The 21595-nt window shown below is 73.8% G+C and carries 22 protein-coding genes; 11 read left to right on the plus strand and 11 right to left on the minus strand.

Annotation, left to right across the window (positions count from 1 at the left end; genetic code table 11):
- The first annotated feature begins 67 nt into the window (after positions 1-67).
- Both FHR36_RS23015 and FHR36_RS23020 read left to right on the plus strand, forming a co-directional pair.
- Positions 68-679 carry a winged helix-turn-helix domain-containing protein gene (locus FHR36_RS23015; RefSeq protein WP_253800061.1) on the plus strand — a complete coding sequence of 204 codons (612 nt, stop codon included), beginning with the start codon at positions 68-70 and terminating at the stop codon, positions 677-679.
- Complete coding sequence (locus FHR36_RS23020) at positions 676-2001, plus strand: MFS transporter (RefSeq protein WP_253800062.1); 1326 nt, start codon at positions 676-678, stop codon at positions 1999-2001. The genes FHR36_RS23015 and FHR36_RS23020 overlap by 4 nt, the downstream gene beginning before the upstream one ends.
- A gap of 30 nt (positions 2002-2031) precedes the next feature.
- Here the strand turns inward: FHR36_RS23020 and FHR36_RS23025 are convergent, their stop codons facing one another.
- Both FHR36_RS23025 and FHR36_RS23030 read right to left on the minus strand, forming a co-directional pair.
- Positions 2032-2718 (minus strand): hypothetical protein, encoded by a 687-nt coding sequence (locus FHR36_RS23025; protein WP_253800063.1) that lies wholly within the window; start codon positions 2716-2718, stop codon positions 2032-2034.
- On the minus strand, positions 2715-3956 hold the full coding sequence (locus tag FHR36_RS23030) for a hydroxymethylglutaryl-CoA lyase-like TIM-barrel protein (protein WP_253800064.1): 1242 nt from the start codon (positions 3954-3956) through the stop codon (positions 2715-2717). Before FHR36_RS23030 ends, FHR36_RS23025 begins: the two co-directional genes overlap by 4 nt.
- 305 nt (positions 3957-4261) lie before the next feature.
- Between FHR36_RS23030 and paaK the strand changes: the two genes are divergently transcribed.
- The 5 genes from paaK to FHR36_RS23055 all read left to right on the plus strand — a co-directional run bounded on the left by paaK (position 4262) and on the right by FHR36_RS23055 (position 7986).
- The gene (paaK, locus tag FHR36_RS23035) at positions 4262-5533 is read left to right on the plus strand and encodes a phenylacetate--CoA ligase PaaK (RefSeq protein WP_253800065.1); all 1272 of its coding nucleotides are present in this window, start codon (positions 4262-4264) and stop codon (positions 5531-5533) included.
- A 120-nt stretch (positions 5534-5653) separates the two neighbouring features.
- A complete protein-coding gene (locus FHR36_RS23040) occupies positions 5654-6391 on the plus strand; it encodes a hypothetical protein (protein WP_253800066.1) in 738 nt (245 codons plus the stop codon).
- Between the two features lie 54 nt (positions 6392-6445).
- Positions 6446-6913 (plus strand): hypothetical protein, encoded by a 468-nt coding sequence (locus tag FHR36_RS23045; RefSeq protein ID WP_253800067.1) that lies wholly within the window; start codon positions 6446-6448, stop codon positions 6911-6913.
- A 39-nt stretch (positions 6914-6952) separates the two neighbouring features.
- Positions 6953-7495, plus strand: a complete 543-nt coding sequence (locus FHR36_RS23050; protein WP_253800068.1) for an MOSC domain-containing protein — start codon at positions 6953-6955, stop codon at positions 7493-7495.
- Between the two features lie 62 nt (positions 7496-7557).
- Positions 7558-7986, plus strand: coding sequence for a VOC family protein (locus FHR36_RS23055; protein WP_253800069.1), 429 nt, complete (start codon positions 7558-7560; stop codon positions 7984-7986).
- A 24-nt stretch (positions 7987-8010) separates the two neighbouring features.
- Here FHR36_RS23055 and FHR36_RS23060 read toward each other — a convergent pair whose 3' ends face one another.
- Positions 8011-8433 (minus strand): S26 family signal peptidase, encoded by a 423-nt coding sequence (locus FHR36_RS23060; protein WP_253800070.1) that lies wholly within the window; start codon positions 8431-8433, stop codon positions 8011-8013.
- 93 nt (positions 8434-8526) lie between these two features.
- Between FHR36_RS23060 and FHR36_RS23065 the strand changes: the two genes are divergently transcribed.
- Positions 8527-9012: a DUF2975 domain-containing protein gene (locus FHR36_RS23065; protein WP_253800071.1), complete on the plus strand. Its 486-nt coding sequence runs from the start codon at positions 8527-8529 to the stop codon at positions 9010-9012.
- Positions 9012-9233, plus strand: coding sequence for a helix-turn-helix domain-containing protein (locus tag FHR36_RS23070; protein ID WP_253800072.1), 222 nt, complete (start codon positions 9012-9014; stop codon positions 9231-9233). Before FHR36_RS23065 ends, FHR36_RS23070 begins: the two co-directional genes overlap by 1 nt.
- Positions 9234-9341: 108 nt before the next feature.
- Here FHR36_RS23070 and FHR36_RS23075 read toward each other — a convergent pair whose 3' ends face one another.
- Both FHR36_RS23075 and FHR36_RS23080 read right to left on the minus strand, forming a co-directional pair.
- Complete coding sequence (locus FHR36_RS23075; protein WP_253800073.1) at positions 9342-10652, minus strand: alpha/beta hydrolase; 1311 nt, start codon at positions 10650-10652, stop codon at positions 9342-9344.
- 99 nt (positions 10653-10751) lie between these two features.
- Positions 10752-11306, minus strand: coding sequence for a carboxymuconolactone decarboxylase family protein (locus FHR36_RS23080; RefSeq protein WP_253800074.1), 555 nt, complete (start codon positions 11304-11306; stop codon positions 10752-10754).
- A gap of 51 nt (positions 11307-11357) precedes the next feature.
- Between FHR36_RS23080 and FHR36_RS23085 the strand changes: the two genes are divergently transcribed.
- Positions 11358-11855, plus strand: a complete 498-nt coding sequence (locus FHR36_RS23085) for a MarR family winged helix-turn-helix transcriptional regulator (protein WP_253800075.1) — start codon at positions 11358-11360, stop codon at positions 11853-11855.
- Positions 11856-11882: 27 nt separating this feature from the next.
- On the opposite strand, the gene FHR36_RS23090 is transcribed toward FHR36_RS23085, so the two are convergent.
- The 4 genes from FHR36_RS23090 to FHR36_RS23105 all read right to left on the minus strand — a co-directional run bounded on the left by FHR36_RS23090 (position 11883) and on the right by FHR36_RS23105 (position 18321).
- Positions 11883-14036 carry a SpoIIE family protein phosphatase gene (locus tag FHR36_RS23090; protein ID WP_253800076.1) on the minus strand — a complete coding sequence of 718 codons (2154 nt, stop codon included), beginning with the start codon at positions 14034-14036 and terminating at the stop codon, positions 11883-11885.
- Positions 14037-14119: 83 nt separating this feature from the next.
- Positions 14120-15808, minus strand: a complete 1689-nt coding sequence (locus FHR36_RS23095) for an amidohydrolase (protein WP_253800077.1) — start codon at positions 15806-15808, stop codon at positions 14120-14122.
- Positions 15805-17238: an APC family permease gene (locus FHR36_RS23100; protein WP_253800078.1), complete on the minus strand. Its 1434-nt coding sequence runs from the start codon at positions 17236-17238 to the stop codon at positions 15805-15807. The genes FHR36_RS23095 and FHR36_RS23100 overlap by 4 nt, the downstream gene beginning before the upstream one ends.
- Positions 17239-17373: 135 nt before the next feature.
- Positions 17374-18321 carry an Lrp/AsnC family transcriptional regulator gene (locus tag FHR36_RS23105; RefSeq protein WP_253800079.1) on the minus strand — a complete coding sequence of 316 codons (948 nt, stop codon included), beginning with the start codon at positions 18319-18321 and terminating at the stop codon, positions 17374-17376.
- A gap of 41 nt (positions 18322-18362) precedes the next feature.
- Between FHR36_RS23105 and FHR36_RS23110 the strand changes: the two genes are divergently transcribed.
- Positions 18363-19202 (plus strand): tetratricopeptide repeat protein, encoded by an 840-nt coding sequence (locus tag FHR36_RS23110; protein WP_253800080.1) that lies wholly within the window; start codon positions 18363-18365, stop codon positions 19200-19202.
- A gap of 90 nt (positions 19203-19292) precedes the next feature.
- Here the strand turns inward: FHR36_RS23110 and FHR36_RS23115 are convergent, their stop codons facing one another.
- Positions 19293-19733, minus strand: coding sequence for a hypothetical protein (locus FHR36_RS23115; protein ID WP_253800081.1), 441 nt, complete (start codon positions 19731-19733; stop codon positions 19293-19295).
- A 132-nt stretch (positions 19734-19865) separates the two neighbouring features.
- Positions 19866-21464 (minus strand): D-alanyl-D-alanine carboxypeptidase/D-alanyl-D-alanine endopeptidase, encoded by a 1599-nt coding sequence (gene dacB, locus FHR36_RS23120; RefSeq protein ID WP_253800082.1) that lies wholly within the window; start codon positions 21462-21464, stop codon positions 19866-19868.
- Positions 21465-21595: the final 131 nt, after the last annotated feature.

Below are 21595 nucleotides of genomic sequence, written 5' to 3' on the forward strand. Positions count from 1 at the left end.
GCTGCGGCCGCGAGGTAGGCAAAGACTTCGTTGCAAAGAAACGTTGGCGATCGCTACGCTGCCGTCCATGACGGAACCTCAGCCCGCCGTGCGCAGCCTCGATCCGCGCTCCCTGCGCGGTCTCGCCCACCCGCTCCGGATGCGGCTGCTGGCCGCGCTGCGCGAGGACGGACCGGCCACCGCGACCAGGCTGGCCGCCCGGCTCGGCGAATCCTCCGCCTCGGTCAGCTACCACCTGCGCCAGCTCGGCGCGCACGGCTTCATCGCCGAGGACCCGGACCGCGGTACCACCCGGGAGCGGTGGTGGCGGGCCGAGCACCGCGGCCACCGGTTCGACAGCCTGGAGGAGTTCCTGGAGAACCCGGACCCCGAAGTGCGCGGCGCCATGGGCGTGTTCCTGAACGAGGTGGCCGCCGTCCACGACCGGGAGCTGAGCGGCTGGCTCGCCACCGCCGCTGGCTGGCCCGCGGAGTGGCGCCGCAGCTGGGACATGAGCGACTTCACCCTCCGCCTGACTCCCGAGCTCACCCGCGAACTGGCCGAGCGGGCCCACGAACTGGTGCAGAGCTTCCGCGACCGGGCCGCCGCCGACGGCGACAGCGAGCAGGCCGTCCCGGTCCGCATCCACCTGCACGCCTTCCCGCTGCCCACCGACGGGCGCCAGGCGAGCCGCCCGTGACTGCCACCGTCCCCGCTCCCACCGACGCGGGCGCGGGCGCCGGGGAGTCGGGGACCGCCCCGGACCGGCGGCCGCTGGTCGCCCTGCTGACCGCGAACCTGGTCTCGATCACCGGCAACGCCCTCTCCGCCATCGGCGTGCCGTGGTTCGTCCTGGAGACCACCCACAGCGCCTCCCGCGCCGGCCTGGTGGCCTTCTGCGGCCTGCTGCCGCTGGCGGTGTCGGCGCTGGCCGGCGGCCCGCTCGTCGACCGGCTGGGACGGCTGCGCGCCTCCGTGCTCTCGGACGCGGTGTGCGGGACGGCCATCGGGCTGATCCCGCTCCTGCACTGGGCCGGAGTGCTGCGGTTCTGGCAGCTCTGCGTCCTGATGGCGGTCAACGGCCTGTTCCGGGCGCCGGGCGAGACCGCCCGCCAGGTGCTCACCCCCGATCTGGCCGACCGCGCGGGCGTCCCGCTGGCCCGGGCCATGAGCCTGTACACCGGCGCGTCCAGAGGGGCCCGGCTGTTCGGTGCCTCGACCGCCGGCGTGCTGATCGCGGTGTTCGGCGCGGAGTGGGTCCTCGGCCTGGACACGGTGACCTTCGGCGTCTCGGCCCTGCTGGTCGCCCTCGGCCTGCGGCGGGTCCCCGCCGCCCGGCCGCGCCGGGACGCGGCCCCGGCGGGCTTCGCGACGTACCGCGCCGAGCTGCGCGAGGGCCTGGATTTCCTGCTCGGCCAGCGGCTGCTGCTCGCCGTCACGCTGGTCCTGATGGTCACCAACGGCCTGGACCAGGCCTGGAGCGCCGTCCTGCTGCCCGTCCACGCCGCGCGCGACCTCGGCGGTTCGGTCGACCTCGGCCTGCTCGCCGGCCTCTTCTCGGCCGGCGCCCTCGCCGGATCGCTGCTGTACGCCGCATGGGGTGACCGGCTCCCCCGCCGGACGCTCTACGCCTGCTGCCTGATCCTCAGCGGCTGCCCGCGGATGCTGGTCGCCGCGTTCGCCCCCGGCCTGCTGCCGCTCGGCGTCACCCTGGCCGTCGCCGGCCTGGCCGCCGGGATCCTCAACCCGATCGTCTCGACCGTGCTCTACGAATCCGTGCCGGACGCGCTGCGCAGCCGGGTGACGGGCGTCCTGGCGGCGGGCGTGCTGATGGCGACGCCGCTCGGCGCCCTGGTCTGCGGCTTCCTGGTCGAGGGGGCCGGCCTGACGGCGGCCCTGGTCCTGGTCGGCGGCGCGTACCTGCTGGTCTCGCTCGGCCCGTCGGTCCTCCCTGCCTGGCGCCGGATGGACGCTGCGAACGACGCGGACGGCACAGCGGACGGCGGTGAGCCGGGGCGGTGACCGTGCCGCCCGTCCGCGCGTCCGTGCGCCTCACCCCGCCCGCAGGTAGGTCGAGCGGACCAGGTCGAGGTACCGGTCGAAGTCGGCATGCGGACGGTCCTGGGCGCCGCGGCGGTGCAGTTCGAGCCGCCCGTCCGGGTGCAGCCGCAGGGTGGTGGTGGCGGCCCGGGGCCGCGTGTCCGGGCCGCCGCCGGTGAGCGGGCCGGCACCGAGGACGGGCACGGCGGGCGGGAACATCGCCACCGCCTCGGCCGCCGTCGCCGCGGGCCGGTGGCCGGTGCGGTTGGCGCTGCTCACGTAGAGCACGGGATGACCGGCGATGACCGGCAGCAGCGGTGCCCAGCGGGCGCCGAACAGCATGGTCCAGCCGTCCCGGGTGGCCGGGGCCAGCCAGGCGGGCCGCGCCGCACCGGGGCGCAGCGGCAGCAGCAGGGTCACCAGCTCCTCGGCGAGCAGCCGGCGGACGGCGGCGGTGCGGGCCGGGTCGAGGTCGAGGACGGCGTCGAGCGCGGCGAGGGTGGCCGGGTCGTGCACCCACAGGGCGACGGCCTGGTCGGTGGGGCGGTCCTTGGCCGTGTTGACGGCGGCCGGATCGGTGCCTGCGACGACGTACGTCAGCGGTGCGGGGTTGGGCAGCACCACCGCCGTACCGCGGTGCAGGGCGATCCGTGCGCCGTCGGGGTCGACGGTGCCGGCGCTCTCCCGGCCGGCGCTCACGACCGGGCCGCCGGGAGGGTCCGCAGCCCGTCGAGGTAGGCGGCGAAGGCGGTGTCGTCGACGACCGCCCGGCCGGCCCGGTAGGCCTGCGTCTTCACCCAGGCCGTCGCCTGCCGCGCCTGCTCCGGGTCGAGGACGTGGCCGAGGCGGGCGGCGACCGCCGTGACCACGCGGGCGCTGGCGAGTTGGGTGAGCACGGTGGTCGGGGCGATGCCGAGCAGCCGCTCCGGGTCGAACGGCTGGAACAGGTCCGGGTGGACGAACGGCGTGCCGGTGGAGATGGTGCCGACGCCGGTGCCGACCACGGGGGTGGTGACGGTGAGCGGCACGCCGGTCTCCGCGGAGACCGTCCGGGCGATCCGGGGCAGGGCGGTGAGGTCCGGGGCGGTCCACCAGGCCGGGGTGTCGGTGCCGAGCAGCCGGGCCGTCCGGGCCGGGTCGTGGGCCAGCAGGAACAGCAGTTGTTCGGTGGCGGCCATGCCGCTGCGCTCGGCGATGCCCAGCCAGGAGGCGGACACCACCCGGGTGCCCGCCCGCAGCGCCTCCAGGGTGTTGGCGAGGCCGAGGCCGAGGTCGTTGTGCAGGTGGGAGGCGAGCACCACGTCCGGTCCGGCGGCGGCGCCGACCCGGGCGAACAGTTCGGCGGCCTCGCCGGGCAGGTGGACGCCGACGGTGTCGGCCAGCACGACCGTGCCCGCGCCGGCCGCGGTCAGCGTGCCCGCGTACGCGCCCATCAGCCCGTGGTCGGCGCGGGAGGCGTCGGCGAGGCAGATGTCGACGGCCACCCGGTCGTCCGTGTCGCGGGCGTCCTTGACCAGGGCGAGCGCCGACTCCAGGGCGTCGCGGGCCGGGCGGTGGGTCATGGTGTGGGCCATCGCCTCGGAGGCCGGCACCACCACCATGACCCGGGCGTTCGCGGTGCCCCGTACCGCGGCGAGCGCCTGGCGCACGTCGGCGCTCCTCCCCCGGCACACCGCGGCGACGCCGACCGCTCCCTCGGCCTCCACCGCGACCCGCCGCACCGCCTCGAACTCCTCGCCGCACACTGCGGGGAACCCGGCCGCGAACACCACGTGCCGCGGCCCGTCCGCGCCGAACATCCGTCCCTGGGCCCGCGCCAGCCGTACCCGGAACGCGGCCGACATCAGCGTCTTGGCCTGCGCCCCGTCCCGCGCCGACTCCTCCCAGAGCACCACCCGCCCCGCCCGCGCGGACTCCCTGACCACGTCCTGTTCCACCACGGCCTCCCCTGCCGACGCCGGCCTCCCGCTGCGGTCGGCCACCGCTTGCGCACTCTAGGCCGCAGGCCCGCCCCGGGGCGGTGGTGGCGGTCAGCGTGTCACCCGGCGGGTCGGAGAATCCCCAAGGCACTTGTCATGGGCCGTACCGGCCGATATGGACCGCGGGAGAGCTCTCGGCGGCGCTCCGCAGACGACCCTGGCGCACCGGCGCGCCGTACCCTAGGGTGGCGGACTACCGAACGATCGGTCGGCATTTCGGTCGGGTTTTCGGTCAGGTTGCAGGGAGTGACCAGGGAGTGGCCATGGACGACAGCGAGCAGATGAACCGCGACGAGCTGGCCGCCCTCCAGCTCACCCGACTCCGCTGGTCCCTCGAACACGCCTATCGCAACGTCGACTTCTACCGCCGCTCGTTCGACGCCGCCGGCGTCCACCCCGACGACTGCCGCAGCCTCGCCGACCTCGCCCGCTTCCCCTTCACCGGCAAGCGCGACCTGCGTGACAACTACCCCTTCGGCATGTTCGCCGTACCGATGGACCAGGTCCGCCGGCTGCACGCCTCCAGCGGCACCACCGGCAAGCCCACCGTGGTCGGCTACACCGAGGGCGACCTGGAGACCTGGGCCAACGTGGTCGCCCGCTCCATCCGCGCGGCCGGCGGCCGCCCCGGCGACAAGGTCCACATCTCGTACGGCTACGGCCTGTTCACCGGCGGCCTCGGCGCCCACTACGGCGCCGAGCGCGCCGGCTGCACCGTCATCCCCGCCTCCGGCGGCATGACCGCCCGCCAGGTCCAGCTGATCCAGGACTTCCGGCCCGAGATCATCATGGTCACCCCGTCCTACCTGCTCACCCTGCTCGACGAGTTCGAACGGCAGGGCGTCGACCCCCGCAGCACCTCACTGCGCGTCGGCATCTTCGGCGCCGAGCCCTGGACCGAGGAGATGCGCCGCGAGATCGAGGAGCGGATGGACATCGACGCCGTCGACATCTACGGCCTCTCCGAGGTGATCGGCCCCGGCGTCGCCCAGGAGTGCGTGGAGACCAAGGACGGCCTGCACATCTGGGAGGACCACTTCTACCCGGAGGTCGTCGACCCGATCACCGGCGAGGTCCTGCCCGACGGCGAGTCCGGCGAACTCGTCTTCACCTCGCTCACCAAGGAGGCCATGCCGGTCGTCCGCTACCGCACCCGCGACCTCACCCGCCTCCTCCCCGGCACCGCCCGCCCCGCCTTCCGGCGGATGGAGAAGATCACCGGCCGCAGCGACGACATGATCATCCTCCGTGGGGTGAACCTCTTCCCCACCCAGATCGAGGAGATCGTGCTGCGCGAGGCCGCCGTCGCGCCCCACTTCCAACTGGTCCTCACCCGCCGCGGCCGGATGGACCACCTCACCGTCCGCGTCGAGGCCCGCCACACCTCCTCCACCCCCCAGCGCGAAGCCGCCGCGGCCACCATCGCCCGCGGCATCAAGGACGGCGTCGGCGTCACCGCTGACGTCGAGATCGTCGACCCCGAAACCCTGGAGCGCTCGGTCGGCAAGCTCAAGCGTCTGATCGACCGCCGCTGACCCGACGGCCCCGGCGGATAACGAATGCGCTGCTGTTCGCCGTCGATTCGTCCGCTTTCACCGTGATCATCCGGCAACGAACCATGCGGCGGTGCGCGGGCCACCGCTAGGGTGCCCCGCATGCTTTCCGCCATCGACACCCATTCCACGGCCTACCTGTACGGACGCGTCATCGGGCAGACCGCCGTCCTGGCCACCGGCGTCACGCTCGCCTGGGTGTTCACCCGCAAGTGGCGCAATCCGGCCGCCCTCACGCCGGAGGAACTGCCCCGCGTCACCGCGCTCCGCCGCAAGCGCCGGGGCCTGCTCGCCCTCGGCCTCGCCGTGGTCTGCGTCCTCTCCTTCACGCAGACCTTCCTGAGCCTGCGGAGCGAGAGCCCGTACGGAGCGGCCACCGCGACCGGGCCGACCGACCGGACCGTCGACGCACCCGACACCGTCGCCGGCTACCACCTCATCACCGGCCAGGCCGCGGCCGACCTCGCCGCGAAGCACGCCAACAGCACCTCCGAGCGAATCTGGTACTACTCGAAGACCCCGGGCGGCACCCAGCCCAACCTCATCTTCTCCGCATCGAACGCCGCCTGGAATCCGAAGGGCGCCGCCGAGAAGTCCCAGCACTCCCTGGACTGGCTCCTGGTCAATTTCTTCGCCGGCGCCAAGGTCGAGGACGCGAAGGACGTCGACGCCGGTCCGCTCGGCGGTCTGATGCGCTGCGGCCACACCACCACCAACAACCTGCTCATCTGCCGCTGGGAGGACGCCTCGACCGGTGGCACCGTCATGGCCCCCGGCGTCACCGACGTCCAGCAGGCCTCGGCCCTCACCCTCCAGTTCCGCAACGCCGCCGAGCACTGACCACGTCCACGCGGGGCCCTTGCTCCGACGGACCGGCTCGGTGATCATCGACGGATGTTCGAGCTTCTGCCGGGAACGGGCCTGGCCCTTCCGTACGGTGCCGGGGTGCTGCGGTTCGGCATGACCGAGCGGGAGGCCCAGTGGGCGGTCGCGACCCTGGCCGACGTCCGCGAGTCCTGGGTCTGCCAGGCCGGTTGGGCCTTCACCGCTCGCTACCAGGGGCTGGAGCTGCACTTCTCCGGCGACCACACCGACCGCCTCGGTCGTCCCGAGTACCACCGGGACGGCTTCGCCGGCGTCCAGCTGCGCCGCTGCGACCCCGCACCGACCGAGCCGTCCGCCGTACCCGTGGTCCTCCAGGGCATCGACCTGTTCGGATACCCGGCAGCCGACGTCCTGGCCGCCCTCGGACCGGACCCGCACCCCGCCGTCCGACTGCCCCCGGCCGGTTCTCCGTCCCCGGACGGCTACCTGCCATCCGTCTGGCTCTCCGCCGACGGCCCCGGCAAGGGCGCCACGTAGGCTCTCGACCGGTATCACCACGATCCAGGGGGCGCAGCAGTGGACGGCACGGTCACGGCAGTCAGCAGCAACGGCACGTACGCGTTCAGCAAGCCGAACCGCGACAGCATCACTCTGCTCGCGGGCCTCGGTGTGGAGGGCGACGTGCACGCCGGAGCAACCGTCAAGCACCGCTCACGGGTCGCACAGGACCCCACCCGGCCGAACCTGCGCCAGGTCCACCTCATCCACGGGGAACTCTTCGCCGACCTCCACCGGGCCGGATTCGACGTCACCCCCGGCGACCTCGGCGAGAACATCACCACCCGCGGCATCCACCTGCTCGACCTGCCCGTCGGCACCCTCCTGCACATCGGCGACGAGGCGGTCGTCGAGGTCACCGGTCTGCGCAACCCCTGCCTGCAGATCGACGCCTTCCGACCCGGCCTGCTCAAGCAGGTCGTCGGGCGCAACGACGCCGGCGAACTCGTCCGCAGGGCCGGCATCATGGGCATCGTCCGCCTCGGCGGTGAGGTCCGGCCCGGCAGCCAGATCCGCGCCGAACTGCCGACCGGCCCGCACCGACCGCTCGACCGGGTCTGACACCTCCCTCGCGGGTGCCGCGGCCTCCGTCGGTCCGTCATTCCTCCTGCTACGGTGGGCGGATGGCATCGGTCAGGAAGTTCCAGGTCACCTTCGACTGCGCGGAGCCCGAGCGCGTCGCCCGCTTCTGGTGCGAGGTCCTGGGGTACGTCGTTCCGCCGCCGCCGGAGGGCTTCGCCGACTGGGACGAGTTCAATCTGTCGCTGCCGCCCGAGGTTCAGGGTTCACGGTTCGCCTGCGTCGACCCCACGGGCGAGGGCCCCCGACTGTTCTTCCAGCGCGTCCCCGAGGGCAAGGTCGTCAAGAACCGGGTCCACCTCGACGTCCGCGTCGGCACCGGCCTCGTCGGCGAGGAACGCCTCGCCGCACTCGAAGCCGAATGCACCCGCGTGGTCGCGCTCGGCGCGGTGCGCGTGCGACTCCTGTACGACGGCCACGACTCGTGCATCGTCATGCAGGACATCGAGGGCAACGAGTTCTGCCTCGACTGAGCCCGCGCCCCGGCCCGTCGCCGTTCAGGGCCGGTTGCCGGGGTCGGCTGCCGCAGCCCTGCCCGCGGTACCGGCCCGGGGTACCCCGTCGACCGCGACACAGATGCCGAACACACGGTCGTGACTGGTCCAGCCGTTGATGCGGCCCCGATTGTTGCTGATCTGCACGCGCTTCCTCGCCGGGTCGAGGGACGACACCAGGTGCAGGTACACGGTCCCGGCGACGCGGGCGAGGACGATGTCCCCGAGCTCCAGCCTCGTCGGGTCGACCGGAGCGACGGCCACCAGTTGCCGACTGCGGATCAGCGGAACCATCGACGAGCCGCTCGGCCGGAACTCGACGGTGGCCCCACCGGCCACCCTGGCTGCCACGGCGTCCAATACACCCATCCGGCGATCGTGGCAGATCCGGCCGGGTCGGCCCAACCGATTTCCGCCGTCGTCCACCCCACTCCACCTCCGCTCCACCTCCGCTCCACCCCTTGCCGGGACTATCGAAATTCGATAGATTCCCATCGCAACTCGATGGAGGGATGGGTCGTGGGAAACCTGACAGTGCGCGCGCTGCGCGCCGTGCTCGCGGTGGTGCTCGCCGGCACCGTGCTGGTGCAGGCGCTGATGGTGGTGGCCATGGCCACCAAGCCGGACGACGGGACGCTCCCGCTGACCGCGATGCGCGTGCTCACGATCGTGGGGCTGGCGTCGGCCCAGGTCGCGCTGGTCTGCGTGTGGCGGCTGGTGGCGATGGTGCGGCGCGGGACGGTGTTCTCCCACGCCGCCTTCCGGTACGTGGACGGTGTGATCGGCGCGATCGTGGCGGCTTCCCTCGTGTGGTTCGCGGTCACGGCCGTCAACGCACCGGGCCAGCGGGACGACCCGGGCGTCAGCGTGATCATGGCCGGGATCGGCCTGGCCATCCTGGGGGTCGCGCTCATCGTGCTGGTGCTGCGGGTGCTGCTCGTCCAGGCCGTCGCGCGGGACGTCGAGGCGGCGCAGCTGAAGGCCGAGCTGGACGAGGTGATCTGATGCCGATCGCCGTCGACATCGACGTGATGCTGGCCCGGCGGAAGATGTCCGTGGGCGAGCTCGCGGACCGCGTCGGGATCACTCCCGCCAACCTGGCGGTCCTGAAGAACGGCCGCGCCAAGGCGGTGCGGTTCGCGACGCTCGCCGCGCTCTGCGAGGTGCTCAAGTGCCAGCCGGGCGACCTGCTGCGCTGGGAGGCCGAGGACGCGGCGGAAGGCTGACCCACCACCGGGAGTTCGCAGTGGTCGCCGGCCTCCAGTGGCGGGAGCGTCCAGGACAGCCGTCGTGGCCGCCGACGGCGCTCCCGTGAGAGTTCTCCATTTGCCCTGTCAACGGCCTGGTGGTGGGGAGTTCGGCGAGGCCGGGGCACGGGTGGGGGCGCCCGGGTGCGGGCCGGGGGTACCGAGTTGCTGGGACAGCCAGGGCAGCGCCTCGGCGAACGCGCCCGAGGCGAACTGCCAGACGTGCTTGCCCGGTTCCACCACCACCTTGCTCTTGAAGCCGGCCTTGCGGGCGGCCGCGTCCAGTTGTTTCGCCTGGGCGATGTGGGCGGCTTCCTGGTCGCCGCTCTCGAACCAGCCGGAGGCGTTCTTGTACTTGGCGTGGTGCGCCAGCACGGTCAGCGGGTCGTGCGCCGCCCAGGCCGCCGCGTCCCCGCCGTACAGCTTGTCGATGGTCTGCTGCTTGTCCCCGGCATTGGGCCCGAGGTCGCCGGAGATGTCCTCGAAGTGGCTGAACACGTCCGGGTGCTCGACCGTGAGGTCCACCGCGCAGGTGCCGCCCATCGACCAGCCGACCACCCCCCACTTGTGCGGGTCGGCGGCGGCGCCGAACGTCTTCTCGACGTACGGCGGAATGTCCTTCACCAGATGGTCCTCGGCCTTTCCGTTCGGGCCGTTCACGCATTCGGTGTCCACCTTGAACCCGCCGGTGGCGTCGGCGAAGACGAGCACCGGGGCGAACCCGCCGTGCTGGGCGGCGTACGCGTCGGCGGTCTGCACCGCGTTGCCGGCCCGCACCCAGTTGTCGGGAGCCGCGAATTCACCGCCGATCATCTCCAGCACCGGCAGCTTGGGCCGGGTCTTGCTGCGGAACCAGGCCGGCGGCAGGTAGACCAGCTCCTGCCGGTGGCTGAACCCGCTGGCGGAGTCCGGGATGTCGACCTGGACGATCCGGCCGGTGCTGGTGCGGCCGGTCAGCGAGGCGAGCTGGTCCAGCGTCACCTGCTGCGGCAGCGAGTTGCCGCTGAGCTCCCCGATCGCGTCGTCCAGGGTCGGGAAGTAACCGGTGGAGGCGTTCAGCGCGTTGGCGCCGGCCACCACCGCGAGCAGCGCGGCCAGGGGGGCGAGCGCCCGGCGCCACCAGCGCGCGCCGCGCCACCCGACCACCAGCACCGCGAGCGCCGCCACAGCGGCGCCCAGCCAGCACCAGAGGGCGCGCGGCAGCGGGTCGGTGATGCCGCCCACGGTGACGGCCAGCAGGCCGAGCACGGCGGTCAGCACGGCCGCCGCCGCCAGCGCGAGCGGGGCCCCGCGCAGCTGCCAGCGGCGGTCGCGCCGGCCGATCGCGGCCAGCAGCGCAGCGGCCGCCGCGAGTTGGACCGTCCACGGGAACCAGCCCGTCAGCAGTGCCACGTTCATGCCAGGGATCGTACTGATCACCGCACCGGCCGACCCCTGATCGACCGCCGCCAGGGACGCCTTGGGACGAAGCTGCTACAGAACGGGCGTGGCGCGGCGTCAGGCGTACGAGGTGAGGGCCGGGTCGAGTGGGGCGTCGGTGAGGCGGTTGGCGAGGGTGGAGAGGGTGTAGGCGCCGATGCCGAGGACCACGTCGAGGGCGTTGCGGGGGGTGAACCCGTGGTCGAGGAAGGACTGCAGTTGCTCGGCCGGTACGGCGCCCGCGTGGTCGAGGACGGCCAGGGTGAAGGTGCGGACGGCGTCGAGGCGGGGTTCGGGGAGGGTGTGCTGTTCGCGGAGGGCGGTGATCAGTTCGGGGTCGGCGTCGAGGGCGGTGAGCTTGCGGGTGTGCATCGCGACGCAGAGGTGGCAGGCGTTGCGGGTGGCGATGGTCATGATGACGGTCTCGCGGGCGAGCGGGTCCAGTTCGGTGCTCTCGAACAGGGCGCTGAGCTTGAGGAAGCCGTCGAGGGCCTGGGGCGACTCGGCCATCAGCGCGACGGCGCCGGGGAGGTAGCCGAGGGCGCGGGTGGCGCCCTCCATGGCGCGGCGGGCGGCGGGCGGGGCGGTGTCGGGGGTGTGCAGGACGAAGGGGGCGGTCGGAACGGATCGCATGGCTGACTCCACAGGGGCGCCACCGGGCACGGCGGATCGCACCCCGCTAGAATGGACAACGTGGTTGACCAAAACGTAAACCAGGTTGTCGATCCGCGCAACGGGTTCGAGCTCCCGCTCCTCCTCTTCGCCGGCTTCCGCTCGATCATCGACGAGTTGCACGTCGAACTCGCCCGCCAGGGCCACCCCGACGTCAAGCCCGCGTACGGCTTCGCGCTGCAGGCGATCGGGCTCCACGGCACCAGCGCCAGCGACCTGGGCCGCCGCCTCGGCGTGTCCAAGCAGGCGGCCGGCAAGACCGTGGACCGGCTCGAAGTCCTCGGCTACGCCGAGCGGGTCGACGACCCGGCCGACGCGCGGCGCAAGACGATCCGGCTCACCGCGCGGGGCCTGGACCTGCTGCACCGCTCGGCGGTGGAGTTCGACCGGCTGCACGCCCGGTGGGCCGCGACACTGGGCGAGGAACGGCTGCGCGCGCTCCAGTCCGACCTGCGGACCATGGTCCCGGGCGGCGGCTTCCGCCTCGACGCGGCCGGCTGGTTCGGCTGACCCGACGAGAGCGCGCCGGACGCTGCGTCAGGGCCGGGTGTGCAGGAGCAGGACGGCGATGTCGTCACTGCGCGGCAGGTCGTGGGACCACTCCTGCAGCAGAGTGTCGAGCAACGCCTCCAGCCGCCCGTCGCCCGGCTCGCCGAGGCCGTCGACGAGCGCCGCGCACCTGGCGAGTTGCCGGTCGAGGTCGACGCCGGGGGCCTCGACCAGTCCGTCCGTGAAGAGGCCGAGCAGGGAGTCCGGCGGCACGGCGAGTTCGGTCATCGGGTACTCGGGATCGCGGAGGATGCCGAGCAGCGGGCCGGGGGCGACCCCGGCGAAGGCGCAGTTCCCGCCCGGCGGGCGGAACATCGGCGGCAGGTGCCCGGCGCTGGCCAGCAGGGCGCGGTGGCGGGCCAGGTCGAGCCGGATGTACAAGCAGCTGGCGAGCAGTTCGGTGTGGAGGTCGTCGAGGAGGCGGCTGGTGCGGGCCAGCACCTGGTCGGGTGGGGCGCCGGCGCTGGTGTGGGCGCGGATCGCGGTACGGACCTGGCCCATCATGGCGGCCGCCGCCACGTTGTGGCCCTCGACGTCGCCGATGACCGCGACCACGGTGGCGTCGTCGATCCGGATGAGGTCGTAGAAGTCGCCGCCGATGTCCATGCCGCGCGTGGCGGGCAGGTAGCGGGCGGCCGCCTCCAGCCGCGGGTGGTGGTCGAGGGCGCGCGGCAGCAGGGCCTGCTGCAGGCCGTGGGCCAGCCGGCTCTGCTCGTCGTACAGCTGCGCGCGGTCCAGCGCCTGGGCGATCAGCCCGGCGAGGGAGGTGAACACGGCGCGTTCGTTGGCTCCGAACGTGCGCTCCCGGTCGTAGGCGAAGACGCAGCAGCCGGCCGGTTCGCGGTGGGTGGCCAGCGGGAGGATGGCCCAGGCCCGCTTGCCGGTGATCTCCGACAGGCGCGGGGAGAACCGGTCGATCTCGCCGGCCGATCCGAAGAACAGGGCCCGGCCGGTGTCGGCGGCCCGCGCGGCGGCGCTGAACGCGGTGTCGAGCGGGGCGCCGTCCAGCAGGTCGGCGATGCCGGGCGGGTAGCCCGCGTGGCCGACCACGCCGAGGCGGCCGTCGGTGACGGCGTACAGCAGCGCGGCCTGCGCGTCGACGACGGGCATGATCTGCTCGGCGACCACCTCGGCCACCTCGCGGACCGTGGCCGCTTCGGTCAGCGCCGCGGCGACGTGCACCACCTGGTACAGGTGCGCGGCACTCCTCGGCGCGGCGCCGCGGCCGGGTGCGCTCTCCGGCTCGGCCGGACCGGCGGCGGGCTCGCTCACCAGCACCGTGATCCCGCTGCTGTCCGGGTAGAGGCGGAAGAGCAGGCCGTCGTCGGGCGGCCGGACGGCCGTGAACGACACCGGCTCCCGGCTCACCAGGGCGGCCCGGTAGCCGTCCTCGCAGACCGGGTTGTCCAGCCAGGGGATCGAGTGCCACGGCAGCGTCCCGAGCAGGTCGGCCTCGGTGCTGCCCAGCAGGTCGGCCGCCTTGGGGCTGACGTAGCTGAAGCGGCCCTGGAGGTCCAGCCCGCAGGCGCCCGACGGCAGGCGCTGGAGCACGTCGGCGGCGGCGAGTGCGTGCTGGCGCGGGTCGAGGCCGGGGGCCCGGGCCGGCGCCAGCACCCTCGGAGTGCGGGGCGGCAGCGGAAGGCTCCGGCGCGCCTCGGTGTCGATCAGCCGGGCGAGGCGGTGGGCGGCGGCCGTGAGGTGGCGGCGTTCCCGGGAGTTGGCGACCGGCGGGTGGGTGGGCGGCCACATGAGCAGCAGGGCGCCCCAGCGGTGCGCTCCGGTGATCGGCAGCGCGGCGAGCGCGAAGGGGTACGGCAGCGCGGCCGCCACCCGCGGGTAGGCCCGGGCCATCTCCTCCTGGCTGCCCACCCAGACGAAGTGCTGCTCCCGGTACGCGTCCGCGCCCGGCAGCGGCGCGGAGATCGCGGCGCTCAGCCATGGGCTCAGCACGTCGAGCGGCAGCCCGGCGAGCAGCGCGAGCCGCAGCATGCCGCGGTCGGCGTCGCGCAGGTAGACCGCTCCCGCGGTCGCACCGACCTGCCGCAGGCACTCCTGGAACGGGCCGTCCAGGTACGCCACCGTGTCCGCGTCACTGCCCGCGTCCGCGGCCCGTCCGTGCGGCCGAGTGGCGACTCCACCCATACCTGCGACCCTAGGCTCCCGCCCGCCGCCCCGCACCCAGGCGGACGCGGGGCGGCGGGCCCTACCGGTAGCGGGACACGGCGTCAGTCGGCCCGGTGGACCACCTCGCCGCCGAGGACGCCGAGTTCCACCCTGGCGTCCAGGTAGGCCTTCGGCTCCACCGCGAACAGGTCGTCGGAGAGCAGCACCAGGTCGGCCAGCTTGCCCGGTGCGAGGCTGCCGAGTTCGCGCTCCAGGTGGACGGCGTGGGCGCTGCCCAGGGTGTAGCCGCGCAGCGCGGTCGCCAGGTCGAGGGTCTCGCCGGGCATCCACGGTTCGCCGCCGTCCAGTCCGCGGCGGGTGACCGCGGTGTAGAGGCCGACCAGCGGGTCCATCTCGGCGACGTTCCAGTCGCTGGACAGGGCCAGCACCGCGCCGGCCCGGTGGAGGCTGCGCATCGGCCAGGCCTTGGTCCAGCGGTGCTCGCCGACCGCCTCGGCCCAGTCCCGGCCGGGGCCCGCGATGTCCGGCGAGCAGTGCCGCGGCTGCATGCAGGCCACCACGCCGAGCTCGGCGAAGCGCGGCACGTCGGCCGGATCGAGGCACTCGACGTGGACGATCTGGTGGCGGGCGTCGCGCGGGCCGTTGACCGTCCGGGCGTGCTCGACCGCGTCCAGCACGGTGCGGATCCCGCGGTCGCCGGTGGCGTGGACGAACGCCTGGAAGCCGGCCGCGTCCAGTCCGGCGAGCACCTCGGCGAACTCCTCGGGCGGGTAGAACGTCTCGCCGCGGTGGCTGTGGTGCCCGGCGTACGGTTCGAGCAGCGCGGCGGTGTGCGGCTCCACCACGTCGTCGATGTACAGCTTGAGCGGGCCGACCCGGAACCGGTCGGAGCGGTGGCGCCGGGCCGCCTCCGCGAACGCGGCGAGGTCCTCGGCGGTGGTGCCGCGCGGGTGGAACAGGCCGGCCACCAGCCGGGAGCGCAGCCGCCCCTCGGCCAGCGCCCGTTCGAACAGGGGCAGGTCGTCGAGCGAGTTCTGCGGCTCGACCACGGTGGTGATGCCGTATCGGGCGGCCATGTCGAGGCTGCCGGCCAGCCGCCGGTACTGCCGGTCCGGGTCGGCCCACGGCACCCCGGCGGCGCGCAGCGCGCGGTGGCCGTCGCGGGAGAGGCCGCGGACGGCGAAGTCGGTGAGGAAGCCGGTCGGCTCGCCGGTGGCCGGGTCCTTCCGCACGGTGCCGTACGCGGTCTGCCCGGTGTCGCGGTCGATGCCGAGGCGGCGCAGGGCGGCGGTGTTGAGCCAGGCGGTGTGCACGTCGTAGCTGAGCACGAAGGCGGGCCGGTCGCCGGTGAAGCGGTCGAGGTCGGCGGCGGTGGGCATCCGGCCGCCGGGGATCGCCGAGTAGTCGAAGGCCTCGCCCTCGATCCAGTCGGCGTCCGGGTGGCAGCGCAGGCGCTCGGCGATCCGGGCGCCGATCTCCTCGAGGGTGCGGGCGCCGGCGAGCTGGACGCAGTCCGCGTCGGAGCCGAGCCGGACGTGGTTGTGGCTGTCGACGAAGCCGGGCAGCACCAGGCGTCCCCGGGCGTCGACCACTTCGGTGTCCGGGCCGGTGAGGGCGCGCCAGTCGTCGCCGTCGCCGACCCAGGCGATCCGGCCGTCGCGGACGGCGATCGCCTCGGCGCGCGGCCGGGAGTCGTCGACGGTGTGGACGTGGGCGCTGTGGAGGACGAGGTCGGCAGGGCGGTCGGCGGCAGCGGGGCGGTCGGCGGCCGGGGCAGCGGGGCGGATCACAGCCGGGCTCCGTTCAGCGGGGCGGCGTCGGCGCCGTCACGGGTGGGGTCGTCGGGGGCGCCGGTCATGTCGGCGGGCAGGCTGAGCACCCAGTGGGTGGCGCTGCGCGGGCGCAGGTAGAGGAACCAGTAGCCGGCGCCGGCCAGCAGGACGCCGCCGGTGATCAGCAGGTCGCGGGCAGTCTGCTGGGTGAGCGAGTAGCCGAGCACCGCGATGGTGACCACCGGGACGACCGGCCAGAGCGGCATCCGCCACGCCGGGGTGCTGCGGTGGCGTCCGCGGCGGGCGGCCAGCGCGGCGCAGCCGAGCAGCAGGTAGATGACGGCGACCACGACGCCGGTGAAGCCGAGCAGGGCGTCGATCGGGACGGCGAGGGCGAGGACCACGCCGGGCAGGCCGATGGCGAGGGTGGCGGCCCAGGGCGACTCCCAGCGCGGGTGCAGCGAGCCGAGCAGGCGGTTGACCGGGTCGGGCCAGGTGCGGTCGCGGGCCGAGGCGTACAGGACGCGGCCGTTCTGCAGCACCATGACGATGACGGCGTTGAGGATGGCGGCGGCGATGCAGAGGCTGACGAAGGTGCCGACCGTGGTGCCGGCCCAGGAGTCGACGACGGCGACCAGGTCGCCGGTGGCAAGGCGGTCGGGCGAGTCGACGCCCAGGCAGATCGCGGCGACCGGCACGGTGATCAGCACGACACCGGCCAGCAGCGACCAGAGCACCGTGCGGGCCACGCTGCGGCGCGGGTCGCGCAGGTCCTCGGAGAGGTACACGGCGGTGCCGAAGCCGTTGTAGGTGAACAGAGCGACGGCGAGGCCGGAGATCAGCAGCCCGGCCGTGAACGGGCCGGTGCCGCCCTGCCCGTCCGGGACGACCGCGTGCACCAGGCTGCCCAGCGGCTGGTGCACGTGGGTGAAACCGAGCACGCTGACCACGGCCGCGGCGAACACTTCGAGGCCCAGGAACAGGCCGGTGATCAGCGCGTTCGACTTGATGTCGAGGACGCCGACGGCGACCGCGAGCGCCATCACCACGGCGCCGGTGACCGCCGGGTCGAGCGACACCACCGAGGACAGGTAGCCGGCGGTGCCGAGCGCGATGATCGGCGGGATCACCAGCAGGGACACCACCGAGATCACGAACACCAGCCAGCCGGCCAGCCGACCGAGCAGCTGCCCGACGATCGAGTACTCGCCGCCGGCGCTCGGCACCAGCGTGCCCAGCTCCGCGTAGCAGAAGCCGACACCGAGCGAGAGCAGCGCGGCGATCAGCAGGGTGGCGACCGCGCCGCTGCCCTGCGACTGGAGCAGCGGCGGTACCACGATGAACAGCGAGGACGCCGGGGTCACGCAGGAGAGGGTCAGCAGGACGCCGCCGAAGACGCCGAGCGAGCGGGGCAGCGCGGCGACAGGCGCCTCGGGGGATCTGGTCATCGGACATCCCGGCGGGGTGAGGGAAAGGGGGGTGCCGGTCATTCAACGCCGGGCGAAAACGTCGCGTCAATGATCTCCGGTTACGTTTCCGCTGCCGATTTCCGCGATATTCGGTAATTCCTTGGTCAGTACTCCTCAGCTCGAACGATCCGCCGGAGCGGCCGGGAGATCGTAACTGTACGTCTCCTTCACGATGTCCAGGTGGTACCAGGACTCCGCCCGCGCCACCCCCGGCAGCGCCCGCAGCGCGTCGACCGTGCCGAGCAGCGCCGCCCGGTCGCGGGCGTCCACCCCGCAGACCACGTCGTAACGGCCGTAACCCGCCGCCACGTAGTTCACCCCGGGCAGCTCCACCGCCAGCGCAGCCACCGCCCGCGCCCCGCCCCGGACGCCCAAACCCACCCCGACCGCCTCCCGCACGCCCAGCGCCTGCGACGCCACCAGCCCGGTCACGTGCACCGCCCCCGACTCCAGCAGCCGCAGCACCCGCGCCCGGGTGGCCGGCTGGGAGAGACCCACCCGCTCGGCCAGCGCCGCGAACGACGCCCGCCCGTCCACCTGCAGCAGGCCCAGCAGCACCCGGTCCGTCTCGTCCACCGCCGGCGGCGGCCCCTCCGCCGGGCGCGGCGCCGAACCGCCCGGCAGCGGCGAGTACGCGTCCCGCAGCAGCTCGGCGCAGCGGAACACCTCGATGCGCTGCACCCCCGGCAGGGCGCGCAGCGCCGCGAACTCGCGCTCCAGCGCCGTGTCGTCCGCCACCCGCACCTCGGCCAGCACCGCGCCACCACCCGCCACGCACGAGACGAACGACGTCGCCGGACGGGCCGCCGCCGCCTCCGCGACCGGCCGCGCCGGGCCCTCGACGCTCACCGACACGTGCGCCACCGCCGCGATCCCCACCACCGACGGCCGGACGATCCCCACCACCCGCACCGCACCGGCAGCCGTCAGCCGGTGCACCCGCGCCCGCGCCGCCTCCCGCGACACCCCGAGCAGCTCGGCCAGCCGCTGGTAGCTCACCCGCCCGTCCCGCTGCAGCTCCCGCACCAGCGCCGCATCCAGCCCGTCCAGCACCACCGCCACACCCTTCCCGCTCCGCGCCCCGGGCGCGCCGTCGTCCCGCGATGATGACACCCCGGCCGACCGGCCCACTTCCCTCGACCGCAGCACGTCCCGACGCCGAAAACTCGACGACGCCCCACTCGGTCGATTGTCCGCCGTACTGGCAGTCCGGCCGCTACCCCGAGGCGCTGGAGGCCCTGTGGCGCAGCCACGCCCTCGCGGTCGAACTCGGCGACACCCGCGGCGCGGCCTCCTGCCTGGTGCGGATCGGCATCGTCCACAACGCGAGCGGCGATTCGCAGAGCGGGATCGAGGCGCTGCGGCAGGCGATCCCGGTGCTGCGGGGCCTCGGGGAGCGCCGCGACGAGGCGAACGCGCTGGGCAACCTCGGCTACTTCCTGTCCCTGGTCGGCCGCTCCGAGGAGGCACTGGACACCCTGCGCGAATCGGCCGCCGTCGCCCGCGAGATCGACGACCGGCGCAGCGAGGCGCACGCCCTGGTCGGGCTCGGCCAGACCCTGCTGGGTCTCGGACGGCCCGGCGAGGCCTTCGACCACCTGCGCGGGGGGCTGGCGGCGGCCCGCGACTGCCAGGACTTCAGCGGCGAGGCGGAGGCCCTGATCGAACTGGCCGACGCGCTGCTGCGGCTCGACCTGGCGGGCCCGGCCCTGGACCACGCCCGGCAGGCGGACCGCCCCGACCTGCGGGCCACCCTGCACAACCGGCTGGGGGCCATCCACCGGGCGACCGGCGACCCGGCGTTGGCGGCCGAACACCACGCCCTGGCCCTGGAGTTGGCGCTGCGCCTCGGCAGCCGGACCGAGCAGGACGCCGCGCGCGAGGGCCTGTCCCTGGCCCAGGAGCACCTCGCGGTCGAGGGCCCGAACGAGAGGACCCGGTAACCCGGGAGCGTCGGCCCCACCACCCGGCGGTGGTGGGGCCGACGCTCTCCCCCGATGCTTCCCCGATGTTCCCCCGATCCCGAGAGACGGTCAGACGCAGCGCGGGCAGGGCGGGAAGACGGAGATCGGCCGGCTCTCGCCGCCGTACCAGTAGGTGGGGCTGGTGAAGTACGACACGGCGTAGTACGTGCCGTAGGGGACGGTGACCGGGTTGGAGCTGACGTGGCCGTGCGGGCCGTTCACACCCCAGGCGCAGTTCTCACTGCCCGGAACGTCGTGCTGGCTGCCGTCCACGACCTTCACGCAGAGGTTGATCGTGGTGTTGTTCCCGCCGGAGGTGTCGGCGGTGGCGGTCAGGGTGCGGCCGCCGTCGCCGCTGATACAGGTGTGCACGTTCAGGCCGTCCGCGGACACATCGGGGTTGCGGCAGACCCTCCCAGTGGTGTTGGCGCTCGCGGTGCCGGCGCTGAACAGGCCGGCCGTCGCGACGAGGGCGATCACGGCGGAGGATGCGGCAAGGCGGAGCTTCAAGGCGTCTCCATTCGACGTCCGGCGGCGGGGCCCCTTCGGCCCCGCCGCGCTGCTGCGCCCAACCCTGGCAACCGCCGCTCACGGCCGGCTTACCGCTCGCTTACACCTCCGACGACCGGCGGTGGTGCCCGGTCAGCGGTGGTGGTGTTCGGCGGCGGAGGCCTGTTCCTGGAGCAGGGCGGAGATCTGGTTGACGTCGTCGAAGATGCTGATGAAGCTCGTCAGGTCGGCACTGGAGGCGCCGGTGACGCCGATGTAGAAGAGGTGGAGGCAGCCGCCGTCCGTCTGCAGGTAGCCGGCCTCCTCCTGGGCACTGGCCGCGATCCGCTGGTTGAGCTCGTCCAGCCCCAGGACGGTGCCCGGCTTGGCGAACACCTTGCCCTTCGCCGGGCAGTCGGTGGTGCAGGAGATCCCGTTGCTGCCGTCGACCCCGAGGATCGGCAGGGACAGCCGGAAGGCGTCCGCGTACGGGGTGCCCAGCCAGTACGCGAGGAGCTGGTCGAGGCCGCTCGGGGTGGCCCGCTCGGCCGCCACGCCGCCGCGCCCGTCGGCGAGTTGGAACTGGGTCGGGTCGACATGCGCGACGTCTGCCAGGAAGTCGTGCTCGATCGGGAAGGCGTCGAAGCAGTTGCGGCTGCCGTGCTCGACGGCCATGTTGCACAGGGCGAGGTTGGCGCCGAGGTTGTGGCTGACCTTCAGGATCAGCTTGGCGTACTGGCTGTACGGCGGGGAGACGTACGCGGCCACCTGCGGGTCGCCGTCGTAGGAGGCGGGCAGGGCGTCCTGCGGGTTGGGCCCGGTCGGATCCGCGGTGACGGCGACGCCCGCGCGGCCGAGCGCCTCGATCAGCGCGGTGCGGGCGAAGGCGTTGGGGTCCTGGATGTTGGACACCTTCAGCAGCGGCTGGGCGTCGGCGGCGATCGTGCCGGACAGCGCGATCCGGGTGCCGTCGGGCGAGGCGGTGACGTGGATGTCGGTCGTCCCGCCCGCCTCGACGGTCTGCACGGTCGATGTGACCTGGTAGGGGGCGACCTGGGGCCGCCACAGCAGCTGGGCGGGCTGCCCGGCGGTGGTGGGGGTGGTGAGCAGGTCGATCAGGTTGTCGTTGATGATCATCGGGGTGGGCTGCGGGTCCAGCGCCGGGGGCTGGAACAGCCGCGGGTCGACGATCACATCGCCGTTGACCCGGGTGATGCCCGCGTCGCGCACCTGCTGGGCGATCTGGTTCAGGCCGGCCAGCGGGTTCTCGGGGGTGAGGCTGGCCCCGGGCAGGTTCGCCTCGGTGTGGTCGATGTCGGTGTAGTCCACCGAGCCGTCGGGCTTGGTGCGCCCGCCCATGGTCAGGTCGCCCTGGGCGACCATGGCCAGGTTCCCGTTCAGCGTCGAGCCGTCGCGGGCCCCGGTGGCCAGCACGGGGGTGGTGAAGCGGTGGTCGGGGCCGAGGGTGTGCAGGGCCGAGGAGATGGTGACCAGCTTGGTGGTCGAGCCGGGGATGAAGAACTGGTCCGCGTTCCGGGAGTGGATCACCTTCCCGCTCGCGACGTCGATCTCCAGCACACCCCACTGCGCGTGCTCGTAGCCGGGCTTGTGCATGATCGCCTCGATGGCGGGCCCGAGGTCGTCGTCGTGCGCCAGGGCGGTCGGGCCGGTGACGACCGAGGCCGCCACGGCCGCGAGTGTTGCACCGGCGGCGCACAGGGCCCGTACCCGGCCGCGGATCGTCGGTCTCATGCGTTCCGCCGTTTCTGGGGTCGGGGACCCCGGGTCGCGAGGGCCCCGCCGATCGGCACCGGGGCGACGGCGGCCCGCGTCGCACGGGCCGTGGGCCACCGGGCGGCAACCGCCGCGGCGCTCCTGGCGGC

The organism is Kitasatospora cinereorecta (genome assembly GCF_024172095.1).
GTDB lineage: Bacteria > Actinomycetota > Actinomycetes > Streptomycetales > Streptomycetaceae > Kitasatospora > Kitasatospora cinereorecta.

Bases quoted from the DNA above. Each gene is read 5' to 3' on its own strand.
- FHR36_RS23075 (WP_253800073.1), bottom strand. From the start codon at position 10,652: ATGAACGTGGCACTGCTGACGGGCTGGTTCCCGTGGACGGTCCAACTC.
- FHR36_RS23090 (WP_253800076.1), bottom strand. From the start codon at position 14,036: ATGGGTGGAGTCGCCACTCGGCCGCACGGACGGGCCGCGGACGCGGGC.
- paaK (WP_253800065.1), top strand. From the start codon at position 4,262: ATGGACGACAGCGAGCAGATGAACCGCGACGAGCTGGCCGCCCTCCAG.
- FHR36_RS23055 (WP_253800069.1), top strand. From the start codon at position 7,558: ATGGCATCGGTCAGGAAGTTCCAGGTCACCTTCGACTGCGCGGAGCCC.
- FHR36_RS23085 (WP_253800075.1), top strand. From the start codon at position 11,358: ATGGACAACGTGGTTGACCAAAACGTAAACCAGGTTGTCGATCCGCGC.
- FHR36_RS23100 (WP_253800078.1), bottom strand. From the start codon at position 17,238: ATGACCAGATCCCCCGAGGCGCCTGTCGCCGCGCTGCCCCGCTCGCTC.
- FHR36_RS23070 (WP_253800072.1), top strand. From the start codon at position 9,012: ATGCCGATCGCCGTCGACATCGACGTGATGCTGGCCCGGCGGAAGATG.
- FHR36_RS23040 (WP_253800066.1), top strand. From the start codon at position 5,654: ATGCTTTCCGCCATCGACACCCATTCCACGGCCTACCTGTACGGACGC.
- FHR36_RS23080 (WP_253800074.1), bottom strand. From the start codon at position 11,306: ATGCGATCCGTTCCGACCGCCCCCTTCGTCCTGCACACCCCCGACACC.
- dacB (WP_253800082.1), bottom strand. From the start codon at position 21,464: ATGAGACCGACGATCCGCGGCCGGGTACGGGCCCTGTGCGCCGCCGGT.
- FHR36_RS23015 (WP_253800061.1), top strand. From the start codon at position 68: ATGACGGAACCTCAGCCCGCCGTGCGCAGCCTCGATCCGCGCTCCCTG.
- FHR36_RS23110 (WP_253800080.1), top strand. From the start codon at position 18,363: ATGATGACACCCCGGCCGACCGGCCCACTTCCCTCGACCGCAGCACGT.
- FHR36_RS23045 (WP_253800067.1), top strand. From the start codon at position 6,446: ATGTTCGAGCTTCTGCCGGGAACGGGCCTGGCCCTTCCGTACGGTGCC.